The sequence below is a fragment of the Coleofasciculus sp. G2-EDA-02 genome, assembly GCF_040226375.1.
Taxonomy (GTDB): Bacteria; Cyanobacteriota; Cyanobacteriia; order Cyanobacteriales; family Coleofasciculaceae; genus Coleofasciculus.
This window is the reverse complement of the sequence record NZ_JAVKEW010000120.1, coordinates 18,919-34,374: the sequence shown is the minus strand read 5'-3', so window position 1 is coordinate 34,374 and position 15,456 is coordinate 18,919. Positions and strand designations below refer to the sequence as shown.

General features: G+C 46.9%; 10 protein-coding genes. 4 read left to right on the top strand and 6 right to left on the bottom strand.

What is annotated here, in order from left to right:
• Positions 1 to 399 precede the first annotated feature (399 nt).
• Positions 400 to 1,482, bottom strand: coding sequence for a photosystem II q(b) protein (gene psbA / locus RLO19_RS13605; RefSeq protein WP_446357158.1), 1,083 nt, complete (start codon positions 1,480 to 1,482; stop codon positions 400 to 402).
• A gap of 141 nt (positions 1,483 to 1,623) precedes the next feature.
• Positions 1,624 to 3,141, bottom strand: coding sequence for an MBOAT family O-acyltransferase (locus tag RLO19_RS13600; protein ID WP_446357156.1), 1,518 nt, complete (start codon positions 3,139 to 3,141; stop codon positions 1,624 to 1,626).
• A gap of 585 nt (positions 3,142 to 3,726) precedes the next feature.
• Here RLO19_RS13600 and RLO19_RS13595 point away from each other — a divergent pair.
• The gene (locus tag RLO19_RS13595) at positions 3,727 to 5,511 is read left to right on the top strand and encodes an iron uptake porin (RefSeq protein WP_446357155.1); all 1,785 of its coding nucleotides are present in this window, start codon (positions 3,727 to 3,729) and stop codon (positions 5,509 to 5,511) included.
• A gap of 93 nt (positions 5,512 to 5,604) precedes the next feature.
• Here RLO19_RS13595 and RLO19_RS13590 read toward each other — a convergent pair whose 3' ends face one another.
• Positions 5,605 to 8,634 (bottom strand): DUF1574 domain-containing protein, encoded by a 3,030-nt coding sequence (locus RLO19_RS13590; RefSeq protein WP_446357154.1) that lies wholly within the window; start codon positions 8,632 to 8,634, stop codon positions 5,605 to 5,607.
• A 349-nt stretch (positions 8,635 to 8,983) separates the two neighbouring features.
• On the opposite strand from RLO19_RS13590, the gene RLO19_RS13585 reads away from it, so the two are divergent.
• Together RLO19_RS13585 and ppc are read left to right on the top strand one after the other, a co-directional pair.
• Positions 8,984 to 9,223, top strand: a complete 240-nt coding sequence (locus RLO19_RS13585) for a hypothetical protein (RefSeq protein ID WP_446357152.1) — start codon at positions 8,984 to 8,986, stop codon at positions 9,221 to 9,223.
• A 423-nt stretch (positions 9,224 to 9,646) separates the two neighbouring features.
• On the top strand, positions 9,647 to 12,745 hold the full coding sequence (ppc, locus tag RLO19_RS13580) for a phosphoenolpyruvate carboxylase (protein ID WP_446357151.1): 3,099 nt from the start codon (positions 9,647 to 9,649) through the stop codon (positions 12,743 to 12,745).
• 21 nt (positions 12,746 to 12,766) lie between these two features.
• On the opposite strand, the gene RLO19_RS13575 is transcribed toward ppc, so the two are convergent.
• The 3 genes from RLO19_RS13575 to cutA all read right to left on the bottom strand — a co-directional run bounded on the left by RLO19_RS13575 (position 12,767) and on the right by cutA (position 14,401).
• On the bottom strand, positions 12,767 to 12,979 hold the full coding sequence (locus RLO19_RS13575; protein WP_446357150.1) for a hypothetical protein: 213 nt from the start codon (positions 12,977 to 12,979) through the stop codon (positions 12,767 to 12,769).
• A 59-nt stretch (positions 12,980 to 13,038) separates the two neighbouring features.
• Positions 13,039 to 13,767, bottom strand: coding sequence for a phosphatase PAP2 family protein (locus RLO19_RS13570; RefSeq protein WP_446357148.1), 729 nt, complete (start codon positions 13,765 to 13,767; stop codon positions 13,039 to 13,041).
• 292 nt (positions 13,768 to 14,059) lie between these two features.
• Positions 14,060 to 14,401 (bottom strand): divalent-cation tolerance protein CutA, encoded by a 342-nt coding sequence (cutA, locus tag RLO19_RS13565; RefSeq protein ID WP_446357146.1) that lies wholly within the window; start codon positions 14,399 to 14,401, stop codon positions 14,060 to 14,062.
• 500 nt (positions 14,402 to 14,901) lie between these two features.
• On the opposite strand from cutA, the gene RLO19_RS13560 reads away from it, so the two are divergent.
• Complete coding sequence (locus RLO19_RS13560) at positions 14,902 to 15,447, top strand: RNA 2'-phosphotransferase (RefSeq protein WP_446357144.1); 546 nt, start codon at positions 14,902 to 14,904, stop codon at positions 15,445 to 15,447.
• Positions 15,448 to 15,456: the final 9 nt, after the last annotated feature.

Genomic DNA, 15,456 nt, shown 5'->3' with positions numbered 1-15,456 from the left:
CTTCTTTCATCGAGCACTCTTACTATGAAATAGTCGCCTATTTCATACCAGAGGAGCATCTCTCCAGAAGCGTTTTGCTCCATTACAGAAGCTAGTTTCGATATGCCCTATCGTACTATTGAAAACAAGAAAGAATGTGTTTTGGGCGTGCTTGTTGCTTAGACTTTTTACCTGTACAAGCCTTTCTGTACAGAACCCTCTAAGCCTAGTTTTCAAGGTGCGATGCCTCTCGGACCCAGGTTTTTATAGAGGTTTAATACCCTTTCCTCTAAGTGAGTTTTAACACAAAGTCGTCCTTTAAGGACGAGGCTTTAGACCGAATTTTTCGGTAAAAAGATGCAAAAAAGCTGTAGGGTGGGCATTGCCCACCCTACGTTTTACCAAATATCTATCCAAGAACTAGCCGTTGATGCTAGGAGCAGTCAGAGCTACGGGAGTAGCCTCACCAGCCGCCAAGTCTAAGGGGAAGTTGTGAGCGTTGCGCTCGTGCATAACTTCAAAACCTAAGTTGGCGCGGTTGAGTACATCTGCCCAGGTGTTGACTACACGACCTTGGGAATCCAGAATCGACTGGTTAAAGTTGAATCCGTTGAGGTTGAATGCCATGGTGCTGATACCCAGTGCTGTGAACCAGATACCAACCACGGGCCATGCACCTAAGAAGAAGTGCAGAGAACGGCTGTTGTTGAAGGAAGCGTATTGGAAGATTAACCGACCAAAGTAACCGTGAGCGGCAACGATGTTGTAGGTTTCTTCTTCTTGCCCGAACTTGTAGCCGTAGTTTTGAGATTCAACTTCGGTGGTTTCACGTACCAGAGAGCTGGTTACCAAAGAACCGTGCATCGCGCTGAACAATGCACCGCCGAATACGCCAGCCACACCGAGCATGTGGAACGGGTGCATCAGGATGTTGTGCTCAGCTTGGAACACGAACATGAAGTTGAAGGTTCCAGAGATGCCCAGAGGCATGCCATCGGAGAAAGAACCTTGACCGATGGGGTAGATGAGGAACACGGCGGTAGCAGCAGCTACAGGTGCGCTGTAAGCTACGCAAATCCAAGGACGCATACCTAAGCGGTAGGAGAGTTCCCACTCACGCCCCATGTAGCAGAAGACGCCAATCAGGAAGTGGAAAACCACTAACTGATAAGGACCACCGTTGTAGAGCCACTCATCTAAGGAAGCAGCTTCCCAGATGGGGTAGAAGTGCAAGCCGATGGCGTTGGAGGAAGGTACAACAGCACCAGAGATGATGTTGTTGCCATAGAGTAAGCTTCCCGCAACAGGCTCACGGATTCCATCGATGTCCACAGGGGGAGCGGCGATGAAGGCAATGATGAAGCAGGTGGTAGCGGTTAAGAGAGTGGGGATCATCAGCGCACCGAACCAGCCGATATACAGGCGGTTTTCGGTGGAAGTGACCCAATTACAGAACCGTTCCCACAAAGACGCGCTATCGCGACGTTGTACTGTGGTAGTCATAATTTGATTAGTGCTATTACTTCGTCAGCTATTGAAGCAAGGCAAAAATGATGCCTTATCTTTAATGGTATTCATCTTCATTGGATTTATCCAATGGTTTTATTAATTTATTGGATGAATTACATGAGTTTAACTTATCAATCAAAAATCAAAGTAGATATAAGGTAAACTGCCTTCAGGCGCCAACAACCACACCGTATAAAGGCACAGAGGCACCAATAGCAACTTCAGGGGCCAGTTGAGTTGTAACTTCAGACCCCGATGAATCCCATAAACACCCGCCATTAAAAGGGCGACGATGACCAACAGCAGTGTCAACTCAAAGCGTTCTAAGCCAAACGCAGTCAAATAAACATTTTCGGCAAACTGGACATCGGCGGGTTGACCCCAGAGATTCTGGATGACAAAGCCGGCTTGTTTGAGATTAGGTAAGCGGAAGAAAATCCAGGACATGAACACCATCCATTGAGTAATTGCCCACGCCACTAGCACACCGAATCCCGTTTGCCACCATCCCTTTAACCAAACAAAGCGGTCCGATAGGGTTTGGGTTAAACGATGCACCACCAAAGCCAAACCGTGCAATCCTCCCCACACGACAAATCCCCAAGCCGCACCATGCCAAATGCCAATAATTAGCATGACAACAAACAAGTTCAGACAGGTTCGACCTAATCCTTTGCGTGACCCGCCTAAGGGAAAATAAAGATAGTTGCGAATCCAATCGCCTAACGTAATATGCCAGCGTCGCCAGAAATCTGCAATGCTGGTACTAAAGTAAGGAAAATTAAAGTTTTCTGGCAGGTTAAATCCCATGAGGATAGCACTCCCCCGGGCAATATCCACATAGCCGCTAAAATCCAGATACAGTTGTAAACCATAGGCAAAAATAGCCAGCCACAAATCACCACTACCTGCCCGTTCTACGCTGCCAAAACACAGATCAACAAAAATTCCGATCCGATCCGCTAAAAGTGCCTTTTTAACCGCACCACTGGCAATCAACCATAACCCCTCACTCAGGCGGTCAAAACTGGGAAATTGGATATCTTTCAACTCGCTAGCAAACTGATGGTAACGGGTAATCGGTCCTGAAATGAGTTTCGGGAAAAATAATTTGTAGGTAGCAAATTGTAAGCTTTGGCGCGTGGCGGGTGCCCCCCGATATACATCAATTAGATAGGCAATACATTCAAAAACAAAAAACGAAAGTCCCAAGGGAGCAATTAAGTGATCGCTAATCCAGCTTGCCCCCTCTCGCGCCACGGGTAAATTCAAGGGGGCGGAGATATTCGTCAGGATAAACGGAACATACTTGAAGCTGACTAAACAGAGAATATTTAATCCAATCCCCAGCCACAGGAGTTTCAAACGTCTCTGATTCCAAAGTTCCTGTTCCATTAACCACTCTTCATTGGAGAGATGGTTATTGTTGAGGTGCGACCCAGGTGATGTATTGACCGCAATTCTCTGCCCTAAGTAAAAATTGAGCCAAACTACGAATAAGAGCAGCGGAATGTATTGAATTTGTAAGCTGCTGTAAAAGAGTAAACTGGCAATTAGGAGTACCCATAATCGCCCTGATGAAGAACGCTGAGTCCAGTAAATCAGCAGGACACCCAGCAGAAAGAATCCATAAGTGATGGAAATAAATGCCATTTTCTAAAATAGGGAACAAGGAACAGGGAATATGGAGCCGGGGGAGCTGGGGGAGCTGGGGGAGCCGGGGGAGTTAACTCAAAGTTCTACCTTATCGGTTCCCTGACAAAGGACGAATGACGTAGCTTGCTTCTTTTCGGGAGCGAGTATGACAAATGACAAATTAAAAGTCAAGAGTACAAGTATACGAAAGCTGGCGATCGGGGTAGAGGATGAAAATAGGAGTGTACATTGTACCACTATCAAGATCAAGATTCTATCGTTAAATAGTTTTACAGTTTTTTTAGACCATTAGCTATGACAAATTGCGTACAAGTTTAACTTGTCACCAATGGACTCATCCAGTCATAAAACCTCTCAACCTGCGCTTATGTAGCTTTATTTGCAATAACCGGATGGTAAGGATTCATTTTCAGCATCAAAAAAGATACTTTGCATCAATTAATACAAAAAAAGCTTATAGCGCCGATAAGGTTAACCTGAGATTAACCAAGAAAGGATAAAACCTCTGGAAGAAACAATTCCAGGGACAGTTTTCCTGTTGACTAATCTCACCAAAAACTCTATCTGGTGTGAGAGACGAACGTGAATCAAGCTAAAGTTGCTAGGATTGCCTTACTTAATGTGCCGACAATTTTAGGGATAACAATTGGGCTATCTACCGCCGCGATCGCAGGTGAACCAACAAAATCAGTCCAAAGTATCACGGATCAGAATACCCAACAGCCGAGTCCAATTGCCCAAATGCCCCTGAATCTGGAGATTTCGGTTCCCGATGCGGCGCTGGAGACACAGGAGACATTAAACCCATCCGCAACACCGGACACCCCTATACCTTCCCTAGGATTGGACGCTATGGAAAATCAGGGGATGGGACAATTAACCAACGTATCCCAACTGCGAGATGTCTCTCCCGGAGACTGGGCGTATGAAGCGTTGCGATCGCTAGTTGAACGGTATGGCTGTATTGCCGGATATCCAGATGGCACGTTTCGCGGTAATCGGGCGATGACACGCTATGAATTTGCGGCTGGATTAAATGCTTGTTTACAGCAAATTGAAGGTTTAATTGGCAACGTTCCCGATAATGGGGATGATTTGCCCACGCTACGGCGTTTAATTGAAGAATTTGAAGCAGAACTTGCCACCTTAGGAGCGCGGGTTGATAATTTAGAAGGTCGAGTGGCATTTTTAGAAGACCATCAATTTTCCACAACCACAAAACTGTCGGGGGAAGTTATCTTTGGTTTGGCGGATGCGTTTGGAGATGAGGTTGGTGACGATGTAAATACCGTTTTCCACGATCGCGTGCGCCTCAACTTCCTAACTAGCTTCACCGGGAAGGATATGCTGCAAACTCGTCTGCAAGCGGGTAATCCAACCCCATTACTGGCAAGAGGCGGTGTAACTTATGATGATGGATCAGGTGGTAGTCAAGAAGGACGCTTTACCTACGATGGTCTGGCTGGTAATGATGTCGTGATCGACATCCTGCGCTACCGTTTTCCCCTAGGAGACAAAGCCACCGTACAAATCGTGGCAAATAATGGCTTACACCACTATTACTCAGATACTGTGAACCCCTACTTAGAAGGATTGGCTGGGGGGTCTAATGCCATTTCCCGCTTCGCTGAACGGAACCCCATTTATCGGATTGGTCCGTTTGGTGCAGGGGCTGCGATCGCGCTAAAACCGAGTGATAATCTCAGAGTAGATTTGGGCTACATTTCCAATACCGCCAGTAATCCTGGAGAGGATAATGGGTTGTTCAACGGGAATTATTCCGGAATTGCCCAAATTGTTTATGGCAGTCGGTTTAAAATTGGATTAACCTACGTCCACGCTTATGATGATGGTGGAGATGACGCTAGACGCTTTCTATTAGGTGGAACAGGTACAGCCTTTGCTAATCTCAATCCGGGACAATTGGCAAATGTAACCAATTTGTCAGCCGATACTCTCAGCACTCCCGTTGTCAGCAACTCCTATGGACTAGAAGCCTCGCTCAGATTTAGTCCTAAATTTTTGGTGAATGGTTGGGTTGGTAAAACCGACGCCCGTTTAATTGGATTAGGTGATGCAGATATTTGGAATTTTGCCTTAGGTTTAGTATTTCCTGACTTAGGAAAAGAAGGAAACTTAGGCGCTATTGTTGCGGGTGCAGAACCGACACTGAGAGGATTAGATGTTCCCGGTGGAACCAAGGACTTTAATCGAGATTTTGCGTATCACATCGAAGGCTTCTACAAATATCAAGTGAGCGATAATATCTCAATTACACCGGCTATCATTTGGTTAACCGCTCCCAACCAAAATTCAGACAACAGCGATGCTGTAATTGGCACGGTAAGAACCACATTCACGTTTTAAAAAAGAGTGCCGACTTCTTAAAGAAGACAGGAGCTAAATGTAGGGTGGGCATTGCCCACCTACAGTTTTAGTTTTACCAAAATCTACAGAGTACTAATCCCCAGCGAATAATGCCCAGGGAATCATCGGGTCTTTTGCCAACTGATTAGACACTTCATACCCGCCGAAGCGATTGAGATGACTGGGGTCAGAAAAATGATCGGGTTTATCGGATAACAATGCACTTAAATCCCGAAAAATGAGTTCCCGTTCAACAGCATTAGCGTGCATGTATTGCTTAAATTGCTGTTCGTACTTAAGGCGGACTGGATCTAAGTAATCGTTGGTCAAGGGTAGATTCACAAAAACTACAGTAATGTCATGTTCCTGAGCAAATGTTAATAGGGCGTCAAATGCCTGATCTTGCTTACCCCGAAGTTGGAAGGATTGATAATCGCCATCATACGCCCCCGTCACTCTGGGATGGTTCTGGTAGTACGTTTCTGGATCAAAGCGAATGGATAAGGGCAGGAAGCCATCCATATCAATGGACATATCCTTGTCTAACCCTTGCTCGGCTTCAGTCGAATTGGAGGGATTGGGCAATGTTTTCACCACGGAGACAAACTGATCTCTCAACAGGGATTTGAGTTGATCACGTTGGGGATAAGTTGAGGATAATCCTGCCAGAAGTTGATTCATCCCATCGTCAATGGATTGATAACTTCTCCTCAACGCTGCCAACGGTTGGGAGGTTTGGTTGGCTTGGGCGGACGTCTGAGTGGAGGTACCGGGAAATGTGCCAGCATTAAGCTGACGGTAGCCTTCTGAATCCGCGATCGCCTCAAAGGTAGCATCAACTCGACCACTGTTAAAGGCGCGAGCGCCATCTGCCACGATAATTAATTTCGGTAATTGATCCGGGGTGAGAATCCGGCGCGTCATTAAGTCTACAATTTGAGCCGTGGCACCATTAATGCCAAAATTAAAGACATCAATGTCTGAATACCCCTCAACCGCTAATGCCTCTTCTAATGCCACCGGATCAATGCCGCGCATGGCTCGAGAACTGCCCATAATTAGCACATCGGGGCGATTTCCTTGTTGCAGGCGCTCTTGGTAAAGGGCTAACTTTTGATCGAGCAGTTGGTTATTAAACGGGGGATTAGAGGAACGGGCGAGGGCTAACATGGCAGCTTGAGTCGCATCTGCTCGCTGGGAGGGCAAGGAATCATCAATGATGATACTTTTGTCTCCTTCGCGGGTAAACCCAGAGGCGTTGAAGTCTTGGCTATTCTGATTGTTATCCTGTTGTAACGAAAGTTGGGACAAGTCTACAGGAATCGGTGACTCCTGTGCTGCCGAGACAGCATCTCGCCGAGGAAAATTGCCTTGGGGTTGTAGGATGCGACCAACGGGTCGATCAAACAGAAACATCAGCAATAATCCCATAATCCCCCACACTAATGCCACTTTAACCGCTTGTGACGATTCAGAACTGGTGCGTTGAGTATCAACTGCTACACGTTGATTGTCTGGGGTGGGAACAAAAAGTTGGCTCGAACACAACCAGCGTCCAATTGTGCCAACGGCGGTATTTGACTGACGTGGTAAACCCTCTTTGAGCGTTGTGTCTGTTCTATGCGGACGTGACACCGATTCCTCGGTGGGAACAACTAGCTCACTAATGTCTGTATCCGATGTTACAAATTCTGGGGTAGTTTCTAATGCTAACCGTCGGCGTTCGGTAAAATCTACACCATAATTCCAGGCGGGAGATGTTGCGCCAGCAGAGCGTCCGTAAATCCGTACTCCAGCGATAGTGGAGATGGCAAGCTGACGCACAAACCGAACGATGGGTAGACTCACTTGGGCTTTAGAGGGACATAAGGGTGCTTCGCTCATAATGTGCAGCAAGTCTTGCTGACGGCGCACTTTGATCTGAATCCCACCCGTTGCTAGTCGCTGTTCCAAATCGGGATTGAGCAACCGTTGTAGCAAAAAGGTCAGGGCATTAAGATTGCCTTGTTGCCCTAAGGAATAGCTGGATGAGGCGAGTTGGGGTTGTTCACTCGCGGGCAAAGTTACCCAATCCACCCAGACAGGTTTTTCCGGTTCGGGTTCGAGGGAAAAGTAATCGGATTCAACGCCATAAATAGTTGCCGCTTTAATCCCTTGGGGCTTTAATGATTTGAGTAGAGGCGCGATCGCATTCATGGCAGTGGCTTGATCCGGAACGGGGGTTTTGCCCAGATCCAAGGCAGAGCAAAACAGATGCAGAGTTGTCTCTTTCAATACAGCCCGCACCGTCATCCCGACTTGCGCTAGCATCTGATTCGATAGCGTCGCGATCGCTTGCACATCTCCCCAACGCGCCCAATCCTTGAGCATCACGTCAGTGGGCGTCAAATCCACCCGCACCATCCATTCTGGAGTGGCTTCTCCCCTCACTTGAGCGCTTATGGCGGCGTCTCTAAACTCAGTCAGTTCTAGAGAGCGTAAAAGCTGAACAATTGGCTCAGACAGTAACGCTGAATCGGGACTATAGTTCGACGTACAGATCACCCACAGCCGCCGATGGTAAGGTGGTGAAGACTGGGAGGGGATTTTGGGTTTTTGCTTGACCAGAGACTGTTCTCGATTGTCCTTAATTGGCAAGTCCTGAATCTGGACATTGACACTCACACCCAAATGACTCAGATTAGCACTCAGATACCGTGCGATCGCGTCTGGGGAACCGGAACGGGCGAGACTTTCATGGGAGATGATAAACGCCGATTGAGCGGGTGTCGTTTCCCAGGATGGTTCAGGGACAGATTCTGTGTTATTCGTATCTGTGTTGAGGCGAATTTCCTTGACCCATTCTGGATGCGCCTGGGAAACTTTACGCCCGTAGATAATAATTTGGTAGATAGGGCTTTCCAGATCGACAGGAAAAGTTGCGGTTTCCGGTTTGAGAGCTTGGAGCAATTGATTGACTACCCTTTGAGCCGGAATACTTTCACGGCTTTCACAGAGAATATGCAAATTATTCCCTCGTAACCGGACTCTCAGGCACACCCCCGGTTGACCGATGGCATCGTATACCCATTGAGCCAAAGAGGACGGACGATTGTTGTAGTTGCGCTCTTCGACATCCAACATTACAAATTTGTTACCTGGACTGATAACGGCGGCTGATTTTTCCTCTCATGATTGCACATGAGAGTGAAAAACGGGGGAGTTTTGAGTGTGTAGGGGCGGGTTTTACTACTATCGTTTCCTTTTCACTCAGATGTGACTCGCGCCCGCCCCAACCAACTTTTGAGTTAGCGAGGGGAGCCAAACCAAGTCAGCGCTTAAGATGTTTACGCTTGCACTGTGGCTTTTCTTTCCCCTCATTTTGCTGACATTGAGATGCACCTGAAGCAATTTCACTCTATGATCAAGATCAGATTGGGATAGGTCTTTTGTCAACGATTAACCCTTGTTCGTGGGAGGTTGAATTTTATATATGGCATCGGTGAACCAAAATCCACAGGTAAAAGTTAACCCATTACCGGAGTCCGTTCAACATTCAGCAGAACTCTTCTTAAGTTTAGCCACAGGCCCGATGCTTGTGGGGGTGATTTCCCTAAACAGGATTGGTTCATGGCTGCAACAAGTAGGAGAAGCCAGCGAAGAAGTTTTTCGTGGCGATCGCTTACCGATTCTTCCCTTCCCGGATACGCCTCCCTCATCCTCTAACGACTAAATAGGGCTAGCTGCACAACTCCAAAACCCTTAGCTATCAAGGAAGGCTTTGAGTGGCATTGATATTTGCTTTTGTTCAAGAAATCCGGGTTAAACCCTTTTATACCCTTGCACCGCTATCAGGGAAAATGTATAGCAATCGCCATAGCGGTTAGGACGCATCTTATGGTAGAGACGTTGCATGCAACGTCTCTACAACAGGAAAGGAAAGTCCTAATCGATGTGTCTACTGCTATACTATGGCTCCAAGAACTCCCTCTGCTTCCCCTGCTCCCAGACGCGCCATGGCGCGTCTCTACATTGCTCCCCCTGCTCCCTTTTCCCTTCGAGATTCCCTTCCCAGAAATTTGTCAAGAATAAAACTATACAGGGTTGCATTAACCCCCTAAAATGGATCATCCTTGTCTTACTGCAAACAGACCCTATGAGTTCCCTCCTCCACTCATCCGATCAGGAATTTGCCATCCCATCTACATCCAAGCTCCTGTTGCGTCATCGCATCAAAGTTGTGGAACAGTTGTGGGAGTCGGTTCTCCTTTCTGAATGCGGTCAGGAACTGGTCGATTTGCTGGCGTCTTTGCGCCAATTAAGTTCGCCAGAAGGACAAGCCACAGGGTTTTCGCTTTCATCGATTCCGGAAGTGATCGAACGGCTTGACCTCAACGCCGCGATTCGGGCATCTCGTGCTTTTGCGCTTTATTTCCAACTGATTAACGGTGTCGAACAACACTACGAACAACGCGATCAACAACTTTCACGACGAGCGACTTACAATACATTAGCAAGAAGCGATCGCACCTCGATGAAAGCCAATGGCAGTTCACCCAAGGAATCCAGTAACGGTGGTGATGCCAAACCATCCGGGAGTGAACCGATGGCGAATTTATTGGAAAAAAGTTGGCAGGATGATAAAAAAGCCGCACACACTTACAACACCTTCCATTGGCTATTTCCCTATCTGCGCGATCTCAACGTACCCCCCCAACATATTCAGCGGCTCATTGACAATCTGGATATTCGCCTAGTCTTTACCGCGCACCCGACAGAAATTGTCCGACACACGATTCGGCAAAAACAGCGGCGTATTTCGACAATCCTGCAACAGCTTGACCAAGCGGAGGAAGCATCACGGGCTTTAGGGTTGAACTCATCCTGGGAAGTAGAAGACTACACCGAACAACTCAGAGAAGAGATTCGGCTGTGGTGGCGTACCGATGAACTGCATCAATTTAAGCCCACGGTTTTGGATGAGGTGGATTACACCCTCCACTATTTTCAAGAAGTCCTGTTTGATGCCATTCCCCAACTCTATTACCGCTTAAAACAGGGTATACAATCGTCCTTTCCTTGGCTGAATCCACCCCGGAAAAATTTCTGTAAGTTTGGCTCTTGGGTGGGATCTGACCGAGATGGGAACCCCTCCGTTAAACCGGAAGTGACCTGGCAAACGGCTTGCTATCAGCGAAATCTGGTTCTGGAAAAATATATCCACTCCGTTAAACATCTGACCAATTTGTTGAGCTTGTCATTGCACTGGAGTGATGTCCTACCCGAATTATTGGACTCTCTGGAACAAGATCGCTCCCAAATACCGGAGGTTTATGAGGAACTGGCGATTCGCTACCGCCAAGAACCCTATCGTCTCAAACTCTCTTATATTCAGCAACGACTGGAAAATACTCTGGCGCGTAATCTCCACCTTTCTCAGAGCCAACCGCTACAGCCAATGGCTCTGGAAACGACTAACCCCTGCATTTACCAATCGGATCAGGAATTTTTGGCAGAGTTGCAATTAATTCAACGCAACTTAGCGGAGACGGGATTAAGTTGTCAGGAACTCGATACGCTGATCTGTCAGGTGGAAATTTATGGGTTTAATCTGGCACACCTAGATATTCGTCAGGAAAGTTCTCGCCATAGTGATACGTTCAACGAGATTACTGAGTATCTGCAAATTCTACCCAAGCCCTATAACGAATTATCTGAAGCCGAACGCACCGAATGGCTAACTAACGAGTTACCCACACGACGCCCCTTAATTCCTGGTGAACTCCCCTTTTCTCCAGAAGCCTGCGAGATTATTGAAACCTTCCGTATGTTGCGGCGGCTGCAACAAGAGTTTGGTGAACAAATTTGCCAAACATACATTATTAGCATGAGCCACGAAGCCAGTGACTTGTTGGAAGTGTTGCTTTTGGCTCAAGAAGCTGGACTCTATGATCCAGCAACTGGGAAGAGTAGTATTCAGGTTGTCCCCTTATTTGAAACGGTAGACGACTTGCAACGGGCGCCAAAGGTGATGAAATCCCTGTTTGAGTTACCCCTGTATCGAGCCTGTTTAGCAGGTGGTTATGAGGCGCTCAAGGATTACGAAAAGACGATAGCTGAAAAGGGTTCCCCGACTTTCCCCTCTTATCCTCAACCGTTGCAGGAGATAATGCTGGGCTACTCAGACAGTAACAAGGATTCTGGGTTCTTAAGCAGTAATTGGGAAATTCACAAAGCCCAAAAAGCCCTACAGCAAATTGCCGAAGACTATGGGATTGCTGTACGTATTTTCCACGGACGCGGCGGTTCCGTGGGGCGTGGCGGTGGACCAACCTATGAGGCGATTCTGGCGCAGCCGGGGCGGAGTATCCAGGGACGGATTAAGATTACGGAACAGGGTGAGGTGCTCGCGTCTAAGTATTCTTTGCCGGAGTTGGCACTTTATCACCTAGAAACCGTAACCACGGCGGTGATTCAAGCGAGTTTGCTGGGAAGCGGCTTTGATAACCTGGAACCGTGGAACGAAATCATGGAAGAATTGGCGATGCGATCGCGCCAACATTATCGGGGGTTTGTCTATGAGCAGCCGGATTTCTTAGATTTCTTTAATGAAGTGACGCCAATTCAGGAAATTAGTCAGTTGCAAATCAGTTCCCGTCCCACCCGTCGCGGTGGTAAGAAAGATTTTACCAGTCTGCGGGCAATTCCTTGGGTGTTTAGTTGGACGCAAAGTCGTTTCTTATTACCGAGTTGGTATGGTGTGGGTGCGGCGTTGAAAGGGTTTTTGGATGAGGAACCCGAAGAAAATTTGAAGCTGTTGCGTTATTTTTACTTCAAGTGGCCCTTTTTTAAGATGGTTATTTCTAAGGTAGAGATGACGTTGGCAAAAGTGGATCTGCAAATTGCGGGTCATTATGTGGAGAAATTGTCCCATCCCGATGATCGAGAACGGTTTGATCGGTTATTCCAGCAAATTACCGATGAATTTAACCTGACTCGTGAGTTAATCTCGTTAATTACCGGACACAAGCAGTTACTGGATGGTGATCCAGAGTTACAGCGATCGGTACAATTGCGGAATGGTACGATTGTTCCCCTGGGTTTCTTGCAAGTCTCTTTGCTGAAACGGTTGCGCCAGCATAGCAGTCAGATGGCATCGGGGTTTGTTCAATCTCGGTATAGTAAAGGTGAGTTACTGCGGGGTGCTTTGTTGACAATTAACGGTATTGCTGCGGGTATGCGGAATACGGGTTGATGGTCATTTATTGGTCATTTGTCATTGTAGGGGCGACCCGCTTGCACTAATAAACAACACCAATAAACTTAATAAACTCGGGTCGCCCTCCACTGGCGCGGCACGGCTAAAATTGTGGAATAGATTTGACGGTGAAATTGGGCGCACACCGTGCGCCCCTACAATACTAATCCACCATTTTAGGTGTGCCATGCTACTACGGTAGATTAAGCTGAAGCTTCCCAGACGCGCCATGGCGCGTCTCTACATGCTCCCCCAGCTTCCCCCACAACACTTATTCAGCAGCCCCTATGTTAGGACGTTTCTGTAGCTGCTTCTTCCTCTTTCTCCAGTCGTCGTTGACTCCGATGGGGTCTAATCACTAAACAGACGCCAACCGCCCAAGCAATGGATGCCATCCAACCTGCAATAATATCACTAGGGTAGTGAACTCCTAAATACATCCGCGTCCAACCGATCGCGATCGCAAACACGACACCCCCAATCACAGTCAGCCAGCGCCAACGGGTATTCCATGTCAAAATAATTAATACAATCGCAAAAGTCATGCTTCCCATCGCATGTCCACTGGGAAACCCAAAATCAGGCTCTGGCGCAGGGGATTCCCACAAACTCGGACGCACTCGCTGGAGAATTAACTTAGCGGTACGAACAATAATAATACTGCCTAAATAGGTTATCAGCGCATAGGTGAGGAATCGCCAATGGCGTCGGAATGCCAAGATCAGTAATATCACCACGGAAAAGGGAAATACCCCCCAATAGGCGCCCAACTTCGTCAGGGTTATCGCAAACCCATCGAGTTGGGGTGAGGTTGTGCTATGAATCGCTAATAAAATTGGCACATCCCAGGGAAAACCCCCTTCCTTTTCCCAAATCTCCTCAGCTAATTCTCCGAAGATTTGCACGGGGACATAGACACCCAGAAATAATAGAACCAGAGAACGCCAATTACTGGTTAATAATTTGACCAGAAATTTCCAGAAGGATTGGATACGCTGTGAGAGGTCATAAGTAGACATTAAACAGAGCGAAATGTGACGGTGTACAACTTGAAAAAATTGGCGACTTCCTCAATAGTATTATTATCTCACATGTGAGGACAAAGGAGATAAAGAAATTATTTATCCCTCATCCCTATACATACATTTAAAAGTCAGGGCGGGTTTTGATTCAACGTTATCATCAATGGCAAAACGAAAGTCCCTAAACTAGCCCAGTGGTAGGGGCGGGTTTAGTCACATCTGGGTCTAAAATAAACGATAGTTGTAAAACCAGCCCCTACAAATTAGGCACTATTTCCGAAGCAAAGGGTCACAATTTTTTCACAGATACATTTTCCGAAATCCACTGTAAATAAGCCTCAGATCCAGCAATAATCGGCAGGGCAATAATTTCGGGAACGTCGTAACTATGCAACTCCTGAATTTTGGCAGCTAACTGGTCAAATTGAGATAAATCTGTTTTAATCACCAATTGCCACTCTTGATCACGATTCACCTTTCCATCCCAGGTATAAATCGATCGTACAGGCGTAATACTGACACAAGCTGCCATTCGCGCTTCCACCAAGGATGAAGCGATCGCGTCTGCTTCTTCTTTTGACGTTGCCGTTACCAAGACTACACCATAGCTAGAGGTTGATGTCTTTTCCATAGAACCATTCCTCTGTTCCTACGCCTGGTTCATTGTATCAACTCACCCGAAAAAAAACATATTTACACCATAATACCGTGACTATCGTGCGATCGCGGAGTATCTATATCCCAAGTATGAATCTTACATCCCTAGCAACTCATCCCTTAGCAGGTGGCGTTAATTACACTCCCTCAGCTATAGAAACAGGCATCTCTCGTCCCTAATTCTGTCTCACCAAGGAATCCTCCAAAGTATGAGCCTGTTGGCAAAGCCGTGCAACCCCAGACAATGCCCAACGAGTTACCCGTAGGGTTCGCGGCGCGAGAACTGATTCAATCGCGACAGAATAGTTTACAGGTAGACAATTTTTAGTAATTGTAGTATTCTATAATACAAGTCTACATGATCCTCACCCCTGAGTATAAACCCATTGATCCGACTCAGACCTAAGGCAAGGTTACCCAACGATTATTTATGGTTAGCTAAACCATAATTAAAAGCTATTGAATCAATCAACCATGAACTCTACCCGCCTGGTTAAAATTAGCAAATATCTCAGCAAACATCTGCGGCATCAACCCGAACGGATTGGGTTAACCTTAGAACCAGGGGGTTGGGTCAAAGTTGATCAACTGCTATCCGCCTGTAAACAGTATTCCTTTCCTCTTACTCTCAATGAACTTAAAGAAGTCGTTGCCCAAAATGATAAACAACGCTTTTCCTTCGATGGGACACAAACACGGATTCGCGCCAATCAAGGGCATAGTATCTCAGTTGATTTACAGTTAGAACCAACTATTCCACCAGAAGTACTTTACCACGGGACAGGTCACCAAACTGTTGAATCGATTCAGCGTCAAGGCTTATGTAAAATGTCCCGGCATCACGTCCACTTATCCCATGATATCGCAACCGCAAAAAAAGTAGGACAGCGTCATGGTCGTCCGGTGGTTTTGGCTATCGATGCTAAAGCGATGTCCGAGAAAGGTCATACATTCTACTGTTCCCACAATGGGGTGTGGTTGGTAGATTTTGTTCCCCCTGAATATCTACAGCAACTCTAATCCGCCAGG